General features: G+C 65.5%; 15 protein-coding genes, 1 tRNA gene and 1 pseudogene. 6 read left to right on the top strand and 11 right to left on the bottom strand.

The window, feature by feature from the left end; genetic code table 11:
- Window position 1: 1 nt before the first annotated feature.
- Both CHX26_RS05225 and CHX26_RS05220 read left to right on the top strand, forming a co-directional pair.
- On the top strand, window positions 2-376 hold the full coding sequence (locus CHX26_RS05225; RefSeq protein ID WP_104941457.1) for a nuclear transport factor 2 family protein: 375 nt from the start codon (window positions 2-4) through the stop codon (window positions 374-376).
- Window positions 373-1,908: a FadD3 family acyl-CoA ligase gene (locus CHX26_RS05220; RefSeq protein ID WP_104941456.1), complete on the top strand. Its 1,536-nt coding sequence runs from the start codon at window positions 373-375 to the stop codon at window positions 1,906-1,908. Before CHX26_RS05225 ends, CHX26_RS05220 begins: the two co-directional genes overlap by 4 nt.
- A 40-nt stretch (window positions 1,909-1,948) precedes the next feature.
- Here CHX26_RS05220 and CHX26_RS05215 read toward each other — a convergent pair.
- From CHX26_RS05215 to CHX26_RS05180, 8 genes are all read right to left on the bottom strand, one after another.
- Window positions 1,949-2,022: transfer RNA gene (locus CHX26_RS05215), tRNA-Gly, on the bottom strand.
- A 60-nt stretch (window positions 2,023-2,082) separates the two neighbouring features.
- Window positions 2,083-3,204 carry a cobalamin-independent methionine synthase II family protein gene (locus CHX26_RS05210; RefSeq protein WP_104941455.1) on the bottom strand — a complete coding sequence of 374 codons (1,122 nt, stop codon included), beginning with the start codon at window positions 3,202-3,204 and terminating at the stop codon, window positions 2,083-2,085.
- The gene (locus CHX26_RS05205; protein ID WP_104941454.1) at window positions 3,201-4,028 is read right to left on the bottom strand and encodes an alpha/beta fold hydrolase; all 828 of its coding nucleotides are present in this window, start codon (window positions 4,026-4,028) and stop codon (window positions 3,201-3,203) included. The genes CHX26_RS05210 and CHX26_RS05205 overlap by 4 nt, the downstream gene beginning before the upstream one ends.
- A gap of 23 nt (window positions 4,029-4,051) precedes the next feature.
- A complete protein-coding gene (locus CHX26_RS05200; RefSeq protein WP_104941453.1) occupies window positions 4,052-4,597 on the bottom strand; it encodes a VOC family protein in 546 nt (181 codons plus the stop codon).
- A 29-nt stretch (window positions 4,598-4,626) separates the two neighbouring features.
- Window positions 4,627-5,229, bottom strand: coding sequence for an NAD(P)H:quinone oxidoreductase (wrbA, locus tag CHX26_RS05195; protein WP_104941452.1), 603 nt, complete (start codon window positions 5,227-5,229; stop codon window positions 4,627-4,629).
- A 15-nt stretch (window positions 5,230-5,244) separates the two neighbouring features.
- Window positions 5,245-7,476 (bottom strand): TonB-dependent receptor, encoded by a 2,232-nt coding sequence (locus CHX26_RS05190; protein ID WP_233997284.1) that lies wholly within the window; start codon window positions 7,474-7,476, stop codon window positions 5,245-5,247.
- Window positions 7,477-7,730: 254 nt separating this feature from the next.
- Window positions 7,731-8,546, bottom strand: coding sequence for an IclR family transcriptional regulator domain-containing protein (locus CHX26_RS05185; RefSeq protein WP_104941451.1), 816 nt, complete (start codon window positions 8,544-8,546; stop codon window positions 7,731-7,733).
- Window positions 8,527-9,687 (bottom strand): CaiB/BaiF CoA transferase family protein, encoded by a 1,161-nt coding sequence (locus CHX26_RS05180; protein ID WP_104943276.1) that lies wholly within the window; start codon window positions 9,685-9,687, stop codon window positions 8,527-8,529. Before CHX26_RS05180 ends, CHX26_RS05185 begins: the two co-directional genes overlap by 20 nt.
- Window positions 9,688-9,778: 91 nt before the next feature.
- On the opposite strand from CHX26_RS05180, the gene CHX26_RS05175 reads away from it, so the two are divergent.
- Window positions 9,779-10,561: a citryl-CoA lyase gene (locus CHX26_RS05175; protein ID WP_104941450.1), complete on the top strand. Its 783-nt coding sequence runs from the start codon at window positions 9,779-9,781 to the stop codon at window positions 10,559-10,561.
- A gap of 56 nt (window positions 10,562-10,617) precedes the next feature.
- Window positions 10,618-11,970 (top strand): M24 family metallopeptidase, encoded by a 1,353-nt coding sequence (locus CHX26_RS05170; protein ID WP_104941449.1) that lies wholly within the window; start codon window positions 10,618-10,620, stop codon window positions 11,968-11,970.
- A 26-nt stretch (window positions 11,971-11,996) separates the two neighbouring features.
- Here the strand turns inward: CHX26_RS05170 and CHX26_RS05165 are convergent, their stop codons facing one another.
- Window positions 11,997-12,923: an SMP-30/gluconolactonase/LRE family protein gene (locus tag CHX26_RS05165; protein WP_104941448.1), complete on the bottom strand. Its 927-nt coding sequence runs from the start codon at window positions 12,921-12,923 to the stop codon at window positions 11,997-11,999.
- A 156-nt stretch (window positions 12,924-13,079) separates the two neighbouring features.
- On the opposite strand from CHX26_RS05165, the pseudogene CHX26_RS05160 reads away from it, so the two are divergent.
- Together CHX26_RS05160 and CHX26_RS05155 are read left to right on the top strand one after the other, a co-directional pair.
- A pseudogene (locus tag CHX26_RS05160) lies at window positions 13,080-14,571 on the top strand (CoA-acylating methylmalonate-semialdehyde dehydrogenase).
- Between the two features lie 150 nt (window positions 14,572-14,721).
- Window positions 14,722-16,038, top strand: coding sequence for a lipopolysaccharide biosynthesis protein (locus CHX26_RS05155; RefSeq protein ID WP_104941447.1), 1,317 nt, complete (start codon window positions 14,722-14,724; stop codon window positions 16,036-16,038).
- Between the two features lie 114 nt (window positions 16,039-16,152).
- Here the strand turns inward: CHX26_RS05155 and gcvPB are convergent, their stop codons facing one another.
- Window positions 16,153-17,709 (bottom strand): aminomethyl-transferring glycine dehydrogenase subunit GcvPB, encoded by a 1,557-nt coding sequence (gcvPB, locus tag CHX26_RS05150; protein WP_104941446.1) that lies wholly within the window; start codon window positions 17,707-17,709, stop codon window positions 16,153-16,155.
- Entirely contained in the window at window positions 17,709-19,094 is a 1,386-nt protein-coding gene (gene gcvPA / locus CHX26_RS05145; RefSeq protein WP_104941445.1) for an aminomethyl-transferring glycine dehydrogenase subunit GcvPA, read from the bottom strand. Before gcvPA ends, gcvPB begins: the two co-directional genes overlap by 1 nt.
- Between the last annotated feature and the right edge of the window lie 41 nt (window positions 19,095-19,135).

Below are 19,135 nucleotides of genomic sequence, written 5' to 3'. Positions count from 1 at the left end.
AATGCTGGACACTGACCGGATGGTGGCGGCCGTAGAGGCCTATGTAGCCAGCTATAATCGCGGCGATCTCGACGGAGTCTGCGCGGTGTTCGCCGAGGACGCGATGGTCGAGGACCCGGTCGGCACCCCGCCCCGCGTCGGCCAGGCGGCTCTGCGCGAATTCTTCGCGGTCGGGATCGCCGCGGGCGCGCGCCTGACACTCGACGGGCCTGTGCGCTGCGCCGCCGGTCATGCCGCCTTTGCCTTCCATGTCGATCTGCATTGGGACGGCGCCGATACCCGGATCGACGTGATCGATGTCTTCGCCTTTGATGCCGAAGGCAAGGTCGCAGGAATGAAGGCCTATTTCGGCCCTGCCAACATGGGGGCGGCATGAGCGCCTTGCCCGCCACGATCCCGCACGCCGCCGCGGCTGCCGCGCGGCGCTGGGGCAATGAACTCGCGCTGATCGAGGGGAACACGCGCTTTACCTTTGCCGAGCTATGGGACGAATGCCGCCGCACAGCCTCAGCGCTGCTTGAACGCGGCGTGACCCGCGGCGACCGGATCGCGATCTGGGCGCCCAACCGCCGCGAATGGGTGATCGCCGCCGTCGCCGCGCAGGCCTGCGGGGCAGCGATCGTGCCGCTCAACACCCGCCTCAAAGGGCGGGAGGCGGGTGATATCCTGCGCCGCACTCATGCGCGGATGTTGTTCGCGGTGACCGACTTCCTCGGCATCGACTATCCGGCGCTGCTGGCCGACGAGGCGCTGCCCGATCTGGCCGAGACGATCCTGATGGACCGCGACTGGGACGCCTTCCTCGCCACCGGCAAGGGCGCAGGCGACGCGCGCATCGACGCCAGCCTTGCGGGCCTCACCGCCGATGACCTGTCCGACATCATGTTCACCAGCGGCACCACCGGCCAGCCCAAGGGCGTGCTGATGACCCATGGACGGATCATCCCGCAGGTCGGGGTGTGGATCGGCAATACTGGTCTTGCGAAAGGCGAGCGTTATCTCATCGCCAATCCGTTCTTTCACAGCTTCGGGATGAAGGTCGGTTGGGTCGCCTGCCTGATCGCGGGCGCGGTGATGGTGCCGATGCCGCAGTTCGATACCGCCGAGGCTGCGCGCCTGATTGCGCAGGAACGCATCGCCTTCCTCCCCGGCCCGCCGACGATCTTCCAGATGCTGCTGGCCGAGCGGGAGCGCGCGCCGTTCGACACCTCCTCGCTGAGGGGCGGCACCACCGGGGCGGCGACAGTGCCCCCGGTACTGGTCGAGCGCATCCGCACCGAGCTCGGCATGCGCGACATCATTACCGCCTATGGCATGACCGAATGCGTCAACATCACCTCGTGCCGCCCCGGCGATCCGGTGGAGCTGATCGCGGGCACCTGCGGCGCGGCGATCCCGGGCAACGAAGTGATCATCGCGGACGAGGACGGGCGGGAACTGCCGCGCGGGGAGACCGGCGAAATCTGGGTGCGCGGGATCGGGGTGATGCAGGGCTATCTCGACGATCCTGCCGCCACCGCCGAGGCAATCGACGCCGACGGCTGGCTCAACACCGGCGATGTCGGGACGATGGACGCGAACGGCTATGTGCGCATCACCGACCGCAAGAAGGACATGTTCATCTCGGGCGGGTTCAACGTCTATCCTGCCGAGGTCGAAAAGCTGCTCGCGGCGCATCCCGCGATCGGCATGGCGGCGGTGATCGGCGTGCGGGACGAACGCATGGGCGAGGTCGGCAAGGCCTTCGTCGTCCTGCGCCCCGGCGCGCAAGCCGAGGCGGGCGAGTTGCTCGGCTGGGCGCGAGAGAACATGGCCAACTACAAGGTGCCGCGCCACATCGCCTTCGTCGATGATCTGCCGCGCAATGCCGCTGGCAAGGTATCCAAGATCGATCTGGCGCGCGATTGACGCTGGCGGCGCGGAAACCCGCACGACAATAGCTAAGGGCTGGAGCGGGTGAAGGGAATCGAACCCTCGTCGTAAGCTTGGGAAGCTTCTGCTCTACCATTGAGCTACACCCGCCCGGGCAGGAGCGTGCCACTGCCTCAAGCGGCGCGTTCGGTCAAGATGGCACCTGTCCCGTCAGTAGCGCTTGCCCGCGATCTCGGCTCCTTCGGCGAGCGCGGCGAGCTTGGCCCAGACGATTTCGGGATCGAGCGCATTGCTGCCCGCGTGGACCGAAAAGCCGCAATCGACGCCTGCCATCACGCGCTCGGCTCCCAGCAGATCGGCATAGCGGCCGATGCGCTGGGCGATCAGCTCGGGGTGCTCGATATAGGGCGACTGCGGCTCGACCATGCCGGGGCACAGGATCTTGTCGTCGGGCAAGGGGTTTCGCTCGAAGAAAGCGAATTCATGCGCGTGGCGCGGGTTCGCGCCTTCCAGCAGCACGGTCTGGGGTTTGGCGCTCCAGACGATGTCCGCGATTTCATCAAGCGCCACGTCACAGTGGTGCGGGCCGGGATAATTGCCCCAGCACAGGTGCATTCGCAGCTGCTCTGCCGGAATGTTCTGCAGCGCATGGTTCAGCGCGGCGATGTTCATGCCGATGCGCTTGCGGAACTCCTCAGTGGAGAGGTGGGTAAACTGCACATGGCGGCCCATCGCGAGATCGGGGCAGTCGACCTGCAAGGTGATCCCGGCGGCCGCGATGGTTTCGTATTCGTGGCGCAGCCCTTCGGCGAGGGCGAAGACATATTCCTCGTCACTGGCGTAATACTGGTTGGGGAAGAACAGCGCGGTCACGCCGGGGGACGCTGCCGACATGAAGGTGGCGTGGCCATTCGCCAGCCGGACGAGGCGTTCTGCGTCGATACGCGGGGCGTCCATGTCGATCACGGTGATCGGTGCGGTGCAGGCGGGGGCAGAACGCTTGGCGCGGCCCTTGTTGCCGAACACCTGCGCCTTGGCGCCCGGGAAGGCTTCGAGGTCGGCAAATTCATACTGCCCCGCCTCGCCCCCGAAGCCCGACAGGCGGTGCTTGATATAAGTGGCGTAGCTGGGCTTGGACTGCTCACCGTCGTTGACGATGGAGATGCCCGCCTCGATCTGGCGACGGATGACATAGGCCGTGGCCTCTTCCACCGCCGCGGCGAAATCGGCCTCCAACACCGCCTCACCGCCTTCGCGCTTGAACACAAGGTCGAGCAGGGCCTCAGGGCGCGGCAGGCTGCCGACATGGGTGGTGGCAAAGCGGGTGGTCATGCGTTGGCCCTTGGTTGAAGAAATTGCGTGATGGCAGCGTTGAACGCGGCCGGGTTGTCGGCATTGGCGAGGTGGCCCGCATCGGCGATTTCAAGATGACGCGCGCGCGGGGCGACTGCCGCGAGCGCCCGCGCGCAATCGCGCCGCCAGGGCGTGTCATGCGCGCCCGTCATCGCCAGCACCGGCACCGCCAGCATCGCCAGGGCCTCACGCGGGAGGCCCGGAGCCTCACCCGGCGTGATCAGATCGCGCGCATCGTAATCGGCAAGGATGTCGAACATCAACCCGCGGGCGGCGGGGGAACGGGTCTGCATCAGCGGATGACGCGACCATTCCGCGCGCAGGCGCTCCAGATCGCCCGCCTCGGCCAGCGCACGGAAATGTTCAAGATCGATCACTTCCTCGCGCGGGACCAGCGCCGGGAGCGGTGCGCCGGATACCACCAGCCCGGTCAGCCGCGCGCCGTAACGCCGCGCCACATCGAGCGCGACCGTCGCCCCGCGCGACAGGCCGACCAGCGCGAACCGCTCGAAACCGAGGAAATCGGCGATGGCGATCACGTCCTCGGCCTCGCGCGCCAAATCAGCGGGGGCGGTGGCCTGGCCACAGCCGCGCCGGTCGGGCGCAACGCAGAAAAAGTCCTCCGCCAGCCCCTCAAGCTGGGGCGCCCACATGCGGTGATCGAGGCTCCAGCCATGGAGCAGGATCAGCGGCGCGCCCCCAGAATCTATGGCGCCCGCCATGGCGATGGGTAGCGTGCCGTCCGCAACGACGACCTCGCCATAGGACAGATCGACCGGAGAAGGGACGCGCGCGGCAAGCATGTGCAGGCGCGTCCCCCCGTGCCTCACGCCGCTTCTTCGGCGCGGAAGGGGTTGTTGTTGTGATGATCCCCGGCCAGCCAGCGCTTAAGTTCGGCGTGCGCGCTGGCGCGGCGCTCGGCGTCCAGCGGCTCGGCGCGCGGATCATCATGGGTGAATTCGAGGATCATCCCGTTGGGATCCGTCACATAAAGCGATTTGCAGTAGCCATGCTCCAGCACATAGGTCTGCGGCTCGGTGATCCCGGCCGCGGCGATGCGGCGGGCGAGCTCGTCCTGCCCGTCCTTGTCCACGTGCAGCGCAATGTGGATGAAGGGGCTGGAGGGAATGTCGGGGCCGAATTCGGCCTGATCTTCAGGGTCGGCAAACTGGAAGAAGGCGAGCGCGCTGCCATCGGCCAGTTCGAAGAACACGTGGCAATAGGTGCGCTCCTTGCCGAACAGCTCGTCCTTCTCGCAATAGGTCGCCATCAGCGGGAAGCCGAGCACGTCCTCGTAGAAGGCGCGGGTGGCCTCAAGGTCCTTGGTCACATAGGCGGTGTGGTGGAGGCGGTTGGCCAGAATCTTCGTCATCGTGCTCTCTCCGTCAGTCCCTTGGATTGTCAGGCAGCCAGCTTGGCAGCGATCTTCGCGACGTGCGCCCCTTGGAAACGCGCGCCGGCGAGTTCGTTGTCGCTCGGCATGCGGCTACCGTCATTGCCCGCCAGCGTCGAGGCGCCATAGGGGGTGCCGCCGCTGATCTCGCCCATCTCGCTATTGCCCTCGAAGGTGTAGGGCAGGCCGACGATCACCATGCCATGATGCAGCAAGGTGGTGTGGAACGAGGTGATGGTCGTCTCCTGCCCGCCGTGCTGGCTGGCGGTGGAAACGAACACGCTCCCCACCTTGCCGACCAGCGCCTTGGCGAACCAAAGCCCGCCGGTCTGGTCGAGGAAGTTGCGCATCTGCGCTGCCATGTTGCCGAAGCGGGTGGGGGTGCCGAAGATGATCGCGTCATAATCGGCAAGCTCGTTCGGGTCGGCAAGGGGGGCCGCCTGATCGAGCTTGATCCCCGCACCCTTGGCGACCTCTTCAGGCACCAGTTCGGGAACGCGCTTGACGACGACCTCGGTGCCGGGGACGCTGGCAGCGCCTTCGGCAACCGCAGCAGCCATCGCCTCGATATGGCCATAGCTCGAATAGTAGAGCACCAGCACTTTGGTCATCGCCTGAGCCTTTCGTTAGAACTTGAACCCGACTTCGAACCCGTAACGCCGCGGACGGGCGCGGAACACGAAGCCGCCCGGCGAGAATTCGGCATTGTAGATCTCGTTGAACAGGTTCTGCGCGAAGGCGGTGATTGTCACCCCGTTATCGAAGGTCACGCCCGCCCGCGCATCGACCAGATCAACCGGATCGCGCGAGGTGGTGTTGAACGGCTCCCACCAGGTGCGGCCAATGCGGCGGTAATCAATCCGCAGCAGGCCATCGAGCGTGTCCGAAATCGGCCCGGCATATTGTGCGCCCAGGTTCATGGTATAGCGCGAGATCTGCGGGGCTTCATTGCCGATCACGGATGCATCCGGGAAGGCCTTGATCTCGCTGTCGGTCACGCCGATCGCGGCATTGATGTCGAAATCGGGCAGGATTTCCGCGCTCGCCTCCAGTTCGAAGCCGTTGATCCGGGTCTCGGGGATGTTGCCGAGGTTCTGGGTCGAGGACTGCGCGAGGAAGACGAAGAAATAGGAGTTCTCCGACTTGGTGGTATAGGCCGCCGCCCCCAGACGCACCGGGCCAATCTGGGCCTTGGCACCCACTTCGAAGGTATCGGCAGTTTCCGCACGGAAGATGTCGCCCACGCCGACGATACCATTATTGACGGCCTCGGCACCGACGCCGGTCTGGTTGAAGCCGCCCGAACGGAAGCCGCGCGAATAGCCACCATAAAGCGTGACATCGGGGCTCGGTTCATAGGTCAGCGTGATCTTGGGCTGCCAATCGTCGAACACCGCGGTGCGCACCTCGCCGCTCTGCGCCTGCGGCACGCCCGGCACGTTAGGCAGGAAACCCTGCGGGGTCAGCGTGGTCTGGCGGCGACGGTCACGGTCATAGCGCAGCGACGCATCGACGCGCAGTTCCGGCGAAATTTCGTAACCGGCATTGGCAAACAGCGCCCAGGCGAAGTTCTCCTGCCCGTCGGACAGGAAGCTGAACTGCGGGTTGAGCGGATTGGTCGAGGGGCTGCGGAACACCGGGAACACTCCGTTGCCGGTGTCGATCATGTTGCCGGTCGAAATGAAGCGGGTGGTATCGACCAGATAGCCGCCGACCATCCAGTTGAACGGACGGCCATCTTCGGGCGAGGCAAGGCGCACTTCCTGACTGAACGCCTTGACGTTGAGATACTGGCTCTGATTGAGGTCGAAGCCGTTGCCGGGACCGAACAGGAATTCGAACAGGTTGAAGAAGAAGCTTTCCGGGATCGGCTTGAAGTCGAAGGCGTCGCCGGTGAGCACTTCCTTGAGCGTGTCATACGACGAGATCGAGGTCAGCACGGCATTGTCGCCGGCATATTCGACCTTCAGGGCGACGTTGTAGATGTCGCGGTCGTTCTGGCCGGGGTTGTTGACGACGACATCGGCGATGTCGTTCACGTCACCCACGATGTTGTAATACAGGCCCTGTGTGCGCAGCTGGTTGACGCTGGCGCGCAGGTCGAAGGTCAGCTGGTCGCTCGCCTCGATCAGCAGATTGCCGCGCAGGGAGAAGTCCTCGACCGGATCGGCCTTTTCATTGAGGAAGGTGTTGTCGATGAACCCGTTGGTGTCATACCACGAACCGGCGATGCGGAACTTGACGTTCTCGGCAATCGGCCCGCTGATCCCGCCGCGCAGGTAGTAACCAAAGCCATTGTCGACGCCCGCGGTGATGTTGCCGGCGAATTCATCGGTCGGGGCCTTGCTGGTGATGATGATCGCGCCGCCAATGGCGTTGCGTCCGTAAAGGCCGCCCTGCGGGCCTTTGAGCACTTCGATCTGTTCGATGTCGAACAGTTCCTGGTTGAACTGCGCCGGGTTCACCTGCTGCACGCCGTCGACGATCACGGCGACGCTGGGTTCGGAGTTGCGGTTCTGGGTGATGCCGCGAATGATGACAAAGGCATTGCCCGCGTTCTGCGTCTCGACGAGGTTGACGTTGGGGGTCAGCGCGATGAAGTCCGCCGGACGCTCGATCCCGGCATTGCTGATCGCCTGCGAATCGAAGGCGGTGATCGCCGCCGGGGTATCCTGAAGGGTCTCGCTGCGGCGCAGGCCGGTAACGACAATGCCCTGATCTTCGGCGGCCGGTTCGGCCGGAGCCTCCTGCGCGGCAAGCGGTGCTGCGGCGATGGTGGCTGCCGCGATTGCGGCGCTGCTGACGAGCTTGCGGCCCAGTTGCCCCTTGGCCGTGCGGCTCATGCCCGAAAACTTCATAACTCTCTCCCCTGTGCGCGCGCAGACGCGTCGCTTTCTTGGCGATCCCTCCCGATTGGCGGGTTAGGAAATTCGCAATGCGAAGTCAACTTCGATATGCGAAAAGTCTGAAATGTGGCAAAGCAGCCACGCCAGGCCGGATTTTCACACTGGCGCAGGGGTGCCGTTGCCCGCTCCAGATCGGGCCTTGCACCCGCCAGAACGGGCTCAGAGGGGCCTTAGGCCGGGCCTTGCGCGGCCATTTTCAGGCAATTTCAGGGCTGCAAGCTGGCTTCGAGCGCGGGCCAGCGCTTGAGTGACGCCTCGATCTCGCCCGCCGCATTGCGCAGCAAAGGCAGCCGGGTGCGCACCAGTTCGTCCTGCGAAATACGGGTGGTCGAAGTGGAGCAGTTGATGCTGGCGATCACCCGTCCGCCGCGCCCGAAAATCGGCACCGCCACTGAAACGATCCCGTAATCCAGCTCGTCCAGCGCCGAATCGTACCCGCGCGAGGCGATGAGATTGAGCCGCTCGGTCATCGCCGCAAGATCGGTGACCGTGCGCTCGGTAAACCGCTGGAAGGGAGCGTGTGCCAGCAATTCGGCACGCTCGCCCTCGGGCAGATTCGCCGCCAGCGCCTTGCCCAGCGACGTCGCGTGGAACGGGAACCGCGTGCCGACGCCCGCCGCCACCCGGAAGCGCCGATCGGTCGAGACATGAGCGACATAGAGAATCTCCGCGCCGGAAAGCACGGCGAGGCTGGCACTGTCCCCGGTCTGATCGCGCAGCGCCTGCAAGGGGGGCAGCACCACCTGTTCGATCTGCATCGAGGCGAGGAAGGCCGAACCGATCGTCAGCACCGCCGGGCGCAGCAGGAACTTGCGTTCGTGCTGGCCGACATAGCCCAGCTCCACCAGCGTGATCAGGCAGCGGCGCGCCACAGCCGGGGGCAGCCCGGTCTTGGCGGCGACCTCTGACAAGGTCATTTCCGGGTGATCCTCGTCAAACGCCTTCAGGACACGCAGGCCCCGCTCCAGCGTCGAGAGGAACTCCGGGTCTTTGCTCGCGATTTCAGCCCCTGCGGATCCCATGCACCGGCCTTTCGATGGAGCGGCGGATCGCCGCATCGTCTGCCCCCAATAGGGGCGGCGCGGTAACACTGTCCATCCGTTCGCCATCGAAGGACAGGGGGAAACGGATGGTGCGGAATTCTCCCTTGGGGCCGTCCGGGTCGGTGACTTCGATGCCCAGCACCCTCGCCTGTTCGGTCGCCAGCACCTCGGTCGTGTCATAGACGGGCGAATTGGGCACTTCGAGGCGGGTCAGGGTCTCGGTCCATTCCGCGCGGGTTTTCTGCGCGAAGATCGGGGCGAGGAAGGCGACCACATCCTCGTAATGCGCAATCCGCGCCTCGCGGCTTTCAAAGGCGGGCAGGCTGAGCATGTCGGACTGGCCGACCGCGGTGGCGAGATTCTCCCAGAACTTGGGCGGGGAGGACATGTGGAGCGCGAGCCACTTACCGTCCGAACACTGGAAGACATAGCTCTGCGAGACGTGCGGGCGGCTGTAAGGCCCCATGACCTGATCGGCGGAGAGCAGGTGGGTGAAATCGTCGAGGTTGAAGTGGCACATGGCCTCGAACATCGAGGTTTCGACCACCCGTCCCCTGCCCGTGGTGTGGCGTTCATTGAGCGCCGCAAGAATGCCCAGCGCAGTGTAGAAACCCGTCATGGCATCGGCGATGGCAGGGCCGACAACGCGGGGGTGTTCGGGGTTGACCAGCAGGCGGAGGAAGCCGGATGCTGCCTGTGCGACGGTGTCGAAGGCGGGGCGATCGCGTTCCGGGCCTTCGCTGCCGAAGCCAGAAATCGAGGCATAGACCAGCCGCGGGTTGATGCCCTGAAGGCGCTTCGCGTCGACCTTCAGTCGGTCCGCGACGCCGGGGCGGAAGTTCTGGATGAATACGTCCGCATCCTCGACCAGCCGATCGAGCACCAAAAGATCGCTTTCCTTCTTGGGGTCGATTGTGATGGAACGCTTGTTGCGGTTGTAGGTCTGGAAGTGGGGCGAGTAGAGTTCACCCTTGAAGCTGCGGAACGGATCGCCCGTGCCGGGTTGCTCCACCTTGATGACATCCGCGCCCATGTCGGCGAGCAGCATCCCGGCAGCGGGGCCGGTGATGAACGTGCCCATTTCGAGCACGGTAACGCCTGCTAGGGGCCGAGCGGTCATCCTGAACATCCCATCTGCTTGCCTTGTTGGAGATGAGACACTATATTCTTCGCATAACGAAATCAACTTCGAATATCGAAAAGGACTTTCCATGCGCATCGGCAAGCAGGACAACGCCGTCACCTCGATCTGCACTTCCGATGCGACCAGCATCACCGTGCGAGGGCTCGACCTGTGTTCCGAGGTGATCGGCCATGTCGATTTTACTAGCTATTTCTGGCTTCTGGTAACTGGAACCAAGCCGTCTCCCCCGCAAAAGGCGCTGGCCGACGCAGTGCTGTGCGCGATCGCCGAACACGGGCTGGTGCCGAGCGTCGTCGCTACCCGCATGACCTATGCCGCCGCGCCCGAAGCCTTCCACGGCGCGGTTGCGGCAGGACTGCTGGGCTGCGGGAGCGTGGTGCTGGGCAGCGCGGAAGTGGCGGGCAGGTTCTACGCGCAGGTGGTCGCTGACAGCGAGGGCGCTGATCCCGCCGCCACCGCCATCGCCGCGATCAAGGCCTTGCGGGCCGAGAAGAAGGCAATCCCCGGCTTCGGCCATCCCCAGCACTCCGGCGGCGACCCCCGCGCCCACCGCCTGCTGGCGCTCGCCAAGGAGCACGGCATGGAAGGCCCCCACATCGCCATGCTGCGCACCATTGAAGCCGTGTTGCCCGAAGCCATCGGGCGTAGCCTGCCGATCAACGTCAACGGCGCGATCCCTGCGGTGATGCTCGACGCCGGGTTCCCGCTGGCGGCGCTGAAGGGCATCTCGCTCCTCGCCCGCACCGCCAGCCTGATCGCGCATCTTCAGGAAGAAACCGAGCGCCCGATCGGCTTCATCATGAGCGGCGCCGCGGCCGAGCGCATCGGGTTCGACGACGGATCGGAGTAGCTTGATCCCGCCCGTCTGCTGCGCCACTGTCGGCAGCATCGGACAGGGGGTAGGGCATGATCGGACGGCATTGCATCATTCTGGCTGCGGCGCTGGCGGCAAGCCCGGCGCTGGCGGATGCTCCCCTGCCCCTGAGCGACACCGAGGTCGCCGCCCCCGCCCTTCCGGCGATCCTTGCCCCACGCGAGCGCGCGGCGCTCGAAAACCGCATCCTTGCCGAGCGGCTCGACACTCTCATTCCGCAGATCATGCGCGAGGAGGGGATCGACCTGTGGCTGCTGGTGGCGCGCGAATATTTCGAAGAGCCGGTGGTCGCCACCATGCTCGATGCCGAGAACATGCACGCGCGGCGGCGGACGATCCTGATCTTCCATGACCCCGGCGAGGGCAAGCCCATCGAGCGGCTGACGGTCAGCCGCTACGGCCTAGGCGGGCTGTTCGCGCCCGCCTGGAACCCGGATGAACAGCCTGACCAGTGGCAGGCGGTGGCCGACATCATCGCGGCCAGAAACCCGGCGAAAATCGCGATCAATTCGTCAGACCTCTACCAGTTCGCCGACGGCATGACGCTGAGCCAGTACGACAGGTTCATGTCCGCCCTGCCCCCCGCCCTGCACGAGCGCGTGGTGAGCGGCGAGGGGCTGGCGATCCGCTGGCTCGAAACCCGCACGCCTGCCGAGATGGAGCTCTACCCCACCGTCGTGCGCATCGCCCATGCGGTGATTGGCGAGGCGTTCTCAAGGAAGGTCATCACCCCCGGCGTCACCACGGCAAGCCAAGTGCAATGGTGGTATCGCGACCGGCTGATGGCGCTGGGCTTGACGCCGTGGTTCCACCCTTCCGTGGCGATCCAACGGCAGGGGGTGAAGGGCATGCTGGAGGGCGAGGAGGTGATCCAGCCGGGCGACCTGCTGTGGACCGATTTCGGGATCACCTATCTGCGCCTCAACACCGATACCCAGCACCTTGCCTATGTGCTGAAGCCCGGCGAGACAGAGGCGCCTGCGGGGCTGCGGCAGGGGCTGGCCAATTCGAACAAGGTGCAGGATTTCCTGACCCGCGCCTTCAAGGTCGGGCGATCCGGCAATGAAGCGCTCGCCATCGCACGGGCGGACAGCATCGCGGCAGGGCTCGATCCGTCGATCTACACCCACCCCATCGGCCACCATGGTCATGGCGCAGGACCAGCCATCGGCTTCTGGGACAACCAGAAGGCTGACCCTCGCGGGAGCGGGCCGATCCGGGCGAACACGGCGTGGTCAATCGAACTGACGTCCTATGCCGAGGTACCCGAATGGGGCGGCCAGAAGGTGGATTTCCGAACCGAGGAGGACGCCTTCTTCGACGGCGAGAGCGTGCGCTATATCGACGGGCGGCAGACGGAGATCACGCTGATCGCATCGGATTGATGATACCCTCCCTTGCGGGAGGGGAGTTACTGGCGGCTCGACGATCCCACACCCGTCGCACGCGTCTTGACCCGGTACACGTCGGTCAGCGCAGTGATGTAAAGCTGGGACAGGTCAGCCCCACCCCACGCAAGGTTGGTCGCGCGTTTGGGCGTGGCGAGCCGCGCCACCACCGCGCCGTTCTCCGGATCGACCACGCAGATCCCGCCGGGGCAAGTGAACCACACGCGCCCCGCAGTATCGACCCGCACCCCATCGACCCGCCCCGGCGTGCTGTCATCGGTCACATCGACCACCAGCCGTTTGCCCGAAGCCGTGCCGTCGGCGGCCAGATCATAGGCCCAGACGGTCTGTGTCGCGGTATCGCCGACATAGAGCACCTGCTCGTCGGGCGAGAGCGCGAGGCCGTTGGGGCGGCTGAGCGCGTCGTCGATCAGCACCACCTTGCTCGAAGCCTCGTCGAAGGCGAAGACGCCTGAGAAGCCCACCTCGCTCTCGCGCTGGCCAAGGCCATAGGGCGGATCGGTGAACAGGATCAGCCCGTCACTACGCACCACAACATCGTTCGGGCTGTTGAGGCGCTTGCCCTCATAGGCTGCGACGACAACCTGCCGTCCGCCTTCCGGCGTCCAGCGGGTGATCGCTCCGCTGCCGTGCTCGGCGTTGATGAGGCGGCCTTGCAAGTCGAAGGTATGGCCGTTGGCGTTCATGCTGGGCGCGTAGAGCACCTGCGCCGCGCCCTCCCCGGGGCTCAGCACGTGGACCGCATTGCCCGGAATGTCGCTGAAGATGATCCGCGCCCCGTCCCACGCCGGGCCTTCGGTGAAGGTGTAGCCGGTGGCCGCCAGTTCGAGACTGCCCTCGACGAACAGTGCCGAATTATCCTGCGCCAGCGCGCCGCCCGCGCTCCATGCCGCGGCCAGCGCCGCAACCATCTGCCATGCCTTGCCCATTGGCCTACCCTTTTCTGTTTCGTTCACCGCGCAACCTGCCCTGCCGCGCCCACCTATGCCAGCACTTTTGAGGGGAGCCGCAAGGCTTGCGAAACCCCCGCTTGGGGGGCATTGGGGCGGCAGAGACAGGAGACACACCCCCCAATGACTCAGGCCCTGCGTCAGATCGACCACTTTATTGTCGGCGAGACCCCCACCGCCACCCGCAAGCACGCCATCTGGAACCCCTCGACCGGCGAAGTGCAGGCCGAAGTTGCGCTCGGCGATGCAGCCCTGCTCGCCCGCGCGGTGGAGACGGCCAAACGCGTCCAGCCCGCTTGGGCCGCGACCAACCCGCAGCGCCGGGCGCGGGTGATGTTCGCCTTCAAGGAACTGGTCGAAGCCAACATGCAATCGCTGGCCGAGATGCTCTCCAGCGAACACGGCAAGACAGTGCCCGACGCGCGCGGCGACGTGCAGCGCGGGCTGGAAGTGATCGAGTATGCCTGCGGCCTGCCGCAGATCATGAAGGGCGAATACACCCACGGCGCAGGGCCGGGGATCGACGTCTATTCGATGCGCCAGCCGCTCGGCATCGGGGCAGGCATCACCCCGTTCAACTTCCCGGCGATGATCCCCATGTGGATGTTCGGCATGGCCTGCGCGGCGGGCAATGCCTTCATCCTCAAACCCTCCGAGCGCGACCCCTCCGTGCCGGTGCGGCTGGCAGAGCTGTTTCTCGAAGCGGGCGCGCCCGAAGGCCTGTTGCAGGTGGTCCACGGCGACAAGGAAATGGTCGACGCGATCATCGACCACCCCGATATCGCCGCGATCAGCTTCGTCGGTTCCTCCGACATCGCGCAATACATCTACGCGCGCGGCTCGGCCAACAACAAGCGCGTGCAGGCCTTCGGGGGCGCGAAGAACCACGGGATCGTGCTGCCCGATGCCGATCTCGATCAGGTCGTCAACGACCTCACCGGCGCGGCCTTCGGCTCGGCGGGGGAGCGGTGCATGGCGCTGCCGGTGGTGGTGCCGGTGGGCGAGGACACCGCCGAGCGGCTCAAGGAGAAGCTCCTGAAGTCGATCGCCGCCCTGCGCATCGGCGTCTCGAACGATCCCGACGCGGATTACGGCCCGGTCGTCACCCGAGCACAAGGCGCGGATCGAACAGTGGATCAGCACCGCAGAGGAAGAGGGCGCGGAGATCGTCGTCGACGGCAGAGGCTTCACCTTGCAGGGCCACGAGAAAGGCTTCTTCGTCGGCCCGACGCTGATCGACCATGTCACCCCGCAGATGAAATCCTATCAGGAGGAAATCTTCGGCCCCGTGCTCCAGATCGTGCGCGCGAAGGACTTCGAGGAAGCGGTGCGCCTGCCCTCCGAACACCAGTATGGCAACGGTGTCGCGATCTTCACCCGCAACGGCCACGCCGCGCGCGAATTCGCCGCGCGGGTGAATGTCGGGATGGTCGGGATCAACGTGCCGATCCCGGTGCCGGTCGCCTATCACTCCTTCGGCGGATGGAAGCGTTCGGGCTTTGGCGACATCGACCAGTATGGTGTCGAGGGCCTCAGGTTCTGGACCAAAAACAAGAAGATCACCCAGCGCTGGCCCGACGGCGGCGGAGACGGCAGCAACGCCTTTGTCATTCCGACGATGGGGTGAGACAGCGCGCTTCAGGCGGCAGGGTCATGCGCCCTGCCGCATTTGTTGCATTTCCTGCGCTATCGCGGCTTGGCTAGGCCTGCGCTTTGCGGCTAAGGCCAGCGCCCTATGGTAAATGTCTTCCGGCCGGCATCCTGAGCTGACACACGCATGAAGCGGGTCTTTGCCAATATGGGCTGGCTGCTCGGTGGGCGCGGATTCAACGCGGTGCTGAGCCTTGTCTACCTGGCCATTGCCGCCCGCACGCTCGGCACGGATGGCTTTGGCCACTTTGCATTGATCATTGCCCTGGGACAGGCGATCACCGGCTTTTCCAGCTTTCAGACCTGGCAGTTCATCGTGCGCTGGGGCGCCGATCCCGACAGGCCCGGCGTCGATATCGAGCGCGCGCGCGAGGCGACCGGGTTTGCGGTGGCGCTGGACTTCCTCTCGATGGCGGTCGGTACGCTTGCCTCGGCAGTGCTGGTGCTGACGGCCCATCTGTGGCTGGATGTGCCGCCCGACCTCTTGTGGCTGACCTTCTGGTATTGCGTCATTTCGCTGGTAACGATCCGCACCACCCCGACAGGGATGCTGCGGCTCCATTCGGAATATGGCAAGGCGACCGGGGCCGAGGCTGTGCAGCCGGTGATCCGGGCGAGCGGTGCGGTTCTGGCGTGGCTGTTCATGCCCGATGTGACCGGCTTCATCCTTGCTTTTGCTGCATCGGAAGTGGCCACGGCCTTTGCCCTGTGGGTGGTCGCCGCGCGCGTCCAGCCGGTCAGCCTTACGTCGATCAGCCTGCGCGCCATTCCCTCCCGCCACAAGGATGCGTGGAAATTCGTGCTGTCCACCAACATGTCGGGCAGCCTTGCGGTGGCGGGCAAGCAGGTGATGATCCTGCTGGTCGGTACCTTCGGCGGGGCCTATCTGGCGGGCGGTTTCCGCATCGCCAACCAGTTGGGCGTCGCGCTGATCGCGCTGGCGCAGACGATCTCAAAGGCGATCCTGCCCGAACTGGTGCAATCTCGCGACGGTGCGGTGGAGATGGCGCGGCGCATGGCCAACATCGCAGCAATGGCCGGGGTGACGGCGGTGATCACTGCGATCCTGTTCGGCCGCGAAGGACTTGCGCTGATTGCGGGAGAGGAATTCACCGGCTTCTATTGGGCGATGATCATCCTGAGCATTGCAGGAGCGGTGGAGCTGGTGGGCGCGAGCCTTGAGAGCCTGCTTATTTCGGCGGGCAAGGCGCACGTCGCCTTCCTCGTCCGCCTGTTCCCGACAATCCTTGCGCTTCTGATGCTGGAGATGGCGATCGACTGGAAGGGCGCGCAGGGCGCAGGCTTTGCCGTGCTCGGATCAAGCGTATTGGCGGTGGTCGGCTTCTATCTTGCGATCATGAATCTCAAGCAGTTCCGCATAGTCGTGGTTGATGACACGAAAGACGAAGGGGCAGACACGCGGCCCGCCTCTCCTGAACGCTAGTCTCCCCTCCCTTCAGGGAGGGGCCGGGGGTGGGGCGAGGCCGCTGGCGTGGAGCCGTCGGCTTCGCCTTCGCCCCCCACCCCAACCCCTCGCCAAGGGGAGGGGAAAGGCAGCTCACCCCTCGTAAGCAAGCTTGGGCTTTCGCGCCGCTGCGGTTTCATCGAGCCGCCGCCGCGGTGCGTAATAGGGCGCCTGCTTGAGGCCTTCGTCGCCCGCCAGCGCGCGGGTCGCCACGGCGCGGAAGGCGGTGATGAACTGGTCGATCGCCGCCTTGCTTTCCGTCTCGGTCGGTTCGACCAGCATCGCGCCGTGAACCACCAGCGGGAAGTACACCGTCATCGGGTGATAGCCCTCGTCGATCAGGCCCTTGGCGACGTCCAGCGTGGACAGGCCATTGGTGAAGTCCTTGTCACCGAACAGCGCCTCATGCATGCACGGGCCGCTGGCGGCGAAGGGCGCGTGGAGGATGTCTTCCATCGAGCGCAGGATGTAATTGGCGTTGAGCACCGCATCCTCGGCCACCTGCTTCAGCCCGTCCGCACCGTGGCTGAGCATGTAGGTCAGCGCGCGGGTGAACATCCCCATCTGGCCGTGGAAGGCGGTCATGCGGCCAAAGCTTGGGCCCCGTTCCTCGCGGTTTTCTTCCTCGACAAGGTAGAATGTACCGTCGCCGTCGCGACGCACAAAGGGCAGCGGGGCGAAGGGCGCGAGGGCTTCGGACAGCACCACCGGCCCAGAACCCGGCCCGCCGCCGCCGTGCGGGGTGGAGAAGGTCTTGTGGAGGTTGATGTGCATGGCATCGACGCCAAGGTCGCCGGGGCGCACCTTGCCGACGATGGCGTTGAAGTTGGCCCCGTCGCAATAGACGTATCCGCCCGCGGCGTGGACCGCATCGGCGATTTCGCGGAAGTCCTTTTCGAACAACCCGCAGGTGTTGGGGTTGGTGATCATCACCGCCGCCACATCGGGCCCAAGCCGCGCCTTCAGCGCCGCCACATCGACCCGGCCTTCGGGCGTCGCGGGGATATCCTCGACCCGGTAATTGGCGAAGGCGGCGGTGGCGGGGTTGGTGCCGTGGGCACTTTCCGGCACCAGCACCACTTCGCGCGCGTCACCGCGGGCCTCGTGGGCGGCGCGGATCGCGAGGATGCCGCACAATTCGCCATGCGCGCCGGCCTTGGGGCTCATGGCGACGGCAGGCATGCCGGTGAGCGTGCAGAGCCATTCACCGAGCTGGTGGATCACCTCAAGCGCGCCCTGCACCGCGTTCTGGGGCGCAAGCGGGTGGATGTCGGCAAAGCCGGGCAGCCGCGCCATCTTCTCGTTGAGGCGCGGGTTGTGCTTCATCGTGCAACTGCCGAGCGGGAAGAAGCCGAGATCAATCCCGTAATTCTGGCGGCTGAGGCGCGTGTAATGGCGCACAGTCTCCGGCTCGGTCAGACCGACGAGGCCGATGGCTTCGCTGCGGGCGAGGCCGCCGAGACGGGTCGGGGCGGCGGGATCGACCGGGGGCAGATCCACACCGGTCACATCGGCGCGGCCGATTTCGAACAGCAGCGGCTCTTCCAGCATCAGCGCGCGGTTGCCGGTGGTGGTCGCCGGCCCGCCATGGAAACCGTCCTCAGCCAACGTCATCTCCGGCTTCCAGCCGCTCTTGTTGGGGGCGTTCATCACACGGTCTCCTGAATAGAGGTGGCTATGCTGGCTTCCAGCTCCTGCGCGAGGCGCTCGATGTCTTCTTCAGTGGTGGTCTCGGTTACGGCGACGAGCAGCGCGTGCTCCAGCGCCTCGACCCCCGGATAAAGCCGCCCGAGCGACACCCCGCCAAGCACGCCGCGGTCGGCCAGATCGCGCACGATCTGGCGCGCAGGCTTGCCGCCGAGCATGAGGGTGAATTCGTTGAAGAAGGCATTGTTGAGCACTTCGACGCCCGGCACCTTGGCCAGACGATCCGCCGCAAGGCAGGCCAAACGGTGGTTTTCCGCCGCCAGTTGGCGCAGGCCCTTTTCGCCCAGCAGGGTCATGTGGACGGTGAAGGCCAGTGCGCACAGGCCGGAATTGGTGCAGATGTTGCTGGTCGCCTTTTCACGGCGGATGTGCTGTTCGCGGGTCGAGAGCGTCAGCACGAAGCCGCGCTTGCCCTCCGCGTCCGTGGTCTCGCCGCACAGCCGGCCGGGCATCTGGCGCACATGCTTGGGATCGCGCACGGCGAACAGGCCGAGGTAAGGCCCGCCGAATTGCAGGCCGACGCCCAGTGACTGGCCCTCGCCCACCACGATATCCGCGCCCATCTCGCCGGGCGATTTGATCGCGCCCAGTGCCACGGGTTCGGTGTTCACCACCACCAGCAGCGCGCCCTTGGCATGGGCGGCTTCGGCGACCGGGGTCAGGTCGCTGATGCGGCCCAGAATGTCGGGATATTGCACCACGACGCAGGCGGTCTCGTCGTCAATGCGGGCAATCAACCCGTCAAGATCCGGCTCGGCGGTGATCGCCGGGAGCGCGTCGGCGATGGTGTCGCCGGTGAAATGCGCCATGGTCTTCACCACCTGCGCATAGTGGGGATGCAGCGCGCCCGACAGCACGGCGCGCTTGCGGCGGGTGACGCGGGTGGCCATGGCGACGGCCTCCCAGCACGCGGTCGAGCCGTCATAGAGCGAGGCGTTCGCCACCGCGCAGCCATAAAGCCGCGCGACCTGCGTCTGGAACTCGAACAGCACCTGCAAGGTGCCCTGCGCGATTTCCGGCTGATAGGGCGTGTAGGCGGTCAGGAACTCGCCGCGCTGGATGATGGTGTCAACGCTGGCGGGGACATGATGCCGGTAAGCCCCCGCGCCGAGGAAGAACGGCACTTCGCCCGCCACGAGGTTCTTCGCCGCGAGTGCCTTCATGTGGCGTTCCACCGCCATCTCGCTCGCATGCATCGGCAACCCGTGGATTGGGCCGTTCAGGCGGGCGACTTCGGGCACGTCGACGAACAGATCGTCGATGTTCGAAGCGCCGATTTTCGCCAGCATCGCCTGCCGGTCGGTGTCAGTGAGAGGAAGGTAGCGCATCGGGTTTCACCCTGAGGATTGGAGAGGAAAGAGGAGCCTGG

The organism is Porphyrobacter sp. HT-58-2 (assembly GCF_002952215.1).
Classification (GTDB): domain Bacteria; phylum Pseudomonadota; class Alphaproteobacteria; order Sphingomonadales; family Sphingomonadaceae; genus Erythrobacter.
The sequence above is the reverse complement of the archived record's forward strand: the minus strand, read 5'-3'. Positions and strand labels throughout refer to the sequence as shown.

Excerpts from the sequence above, each read along its gene's own strand:
- CHX26_RS05200 (WP_104941453.1), bottom strand. The coding sequence starts at position 4,597 with ATGACGAAGATTCTGGCCAACCGCCTCCACCACACCGCCTATGTGACC.
- CHX26_RS05190 (WP_233997284.1), bottom strand. The coding sequence starts at position 7,476 with ATGAAGTTTTCGGGCATGAGCCGCACGGCCAAGGGGCAACTGGGCCGC.
- gcvPA (WP_104941445.1), bottom strand. The coding sequence starts at position 19,094 with ATGCGCTACCTTCCTCTCACTGACACCGACCGGCAGGCGATGCTGGCG.
- CHX26_RS05220 (WP_104941456.1), top strand. The coding sequence starts at position 373 with ATGAGCGCCTTGCCCGCCACGATCCCGCACGCCGCCGCGGCTGCCGCG.
- wrbA (WP_104941452.1), bottom strand. The coding sequence starts at position 5,229 with ATGACCAAAGTGCTGGTGCTCTACTATTCGAGCTATGGCCATATCGAG.
- CHX26_RS05180 (WP_104943276.1), bottom strand. The coding sequence starts at position 9,687 with ATGACCGCTCGGCCCCTAGCAGGCGTTACCGTGCTCGAAATGGGCACG.
- gcvPB (WP_104941446.1), bottom strand. The coding sequence starts at position 17,709 with ATGAACGCCCCCAACAAGAGCGGCTGGAAGCCGGAGATGACGTTGGCT.
- CHX26_RS05225 (WP_104941457.1), top strand. The coding sequence starts at position 2 with ATGCTGGACACTGACCGGATGGTGGCGGCCGTAGAGGCCTATGTAGCC.
- CHX26_RS05185 (WP_104941451.1), bottom strand. The coding sequence starts at position 8,546 with ATGGGATCCGCAGGGGCTGAAATCGCGAGCAAAGACCCGGAGTTCCTC.
- CHX26_RS05210 (WP_104941455.1), bottom strand. The coding sequence starts at position 3,204 with ATGACCACCCGCTTTGCCACCACCCATGTCGGCAGCCTGCCGCGCCCT.
- CHX26_RS05170 (WP_104941449.1), top strand. The coding sequence starts at position 10,618 with ATGATCGGACGGCATTGCATCATTCTGGCTGCGGCGCTGGCGGCAAGC.
- CHX26_RS05155 (WP_104941447.1), top strand. The coding sequence starts at position 14,722 with ATGAAGCGGGTCTTTGCCAATATGGGCTGGCTGCTCGGTGGGCGCGGA.
- CHX26_RS05205 (WP_104941454.1), bottom strand. The coding sequence starts at position 4,028 with ATGCTTGCCGCGCGCGTCCCTTCTCCGGTCGATCTGTCCTATGGCGAG.
- CHX26_RS05175 (WP_104941450.1), top strand. The coding sequence starts at position 9,779 with ATGCGCATCGGCAAGCAGGACAACGCCGTCACCTCGATCTGCACTTCC.
- CHX26_RS05165 (WP_104941448.1), bottom strand. The coding sequence starts at position 12,923 with ATGGGCAAGGCATGGCAGATGGTTGCGGCGCTGGCCGCGGCATGGAGC.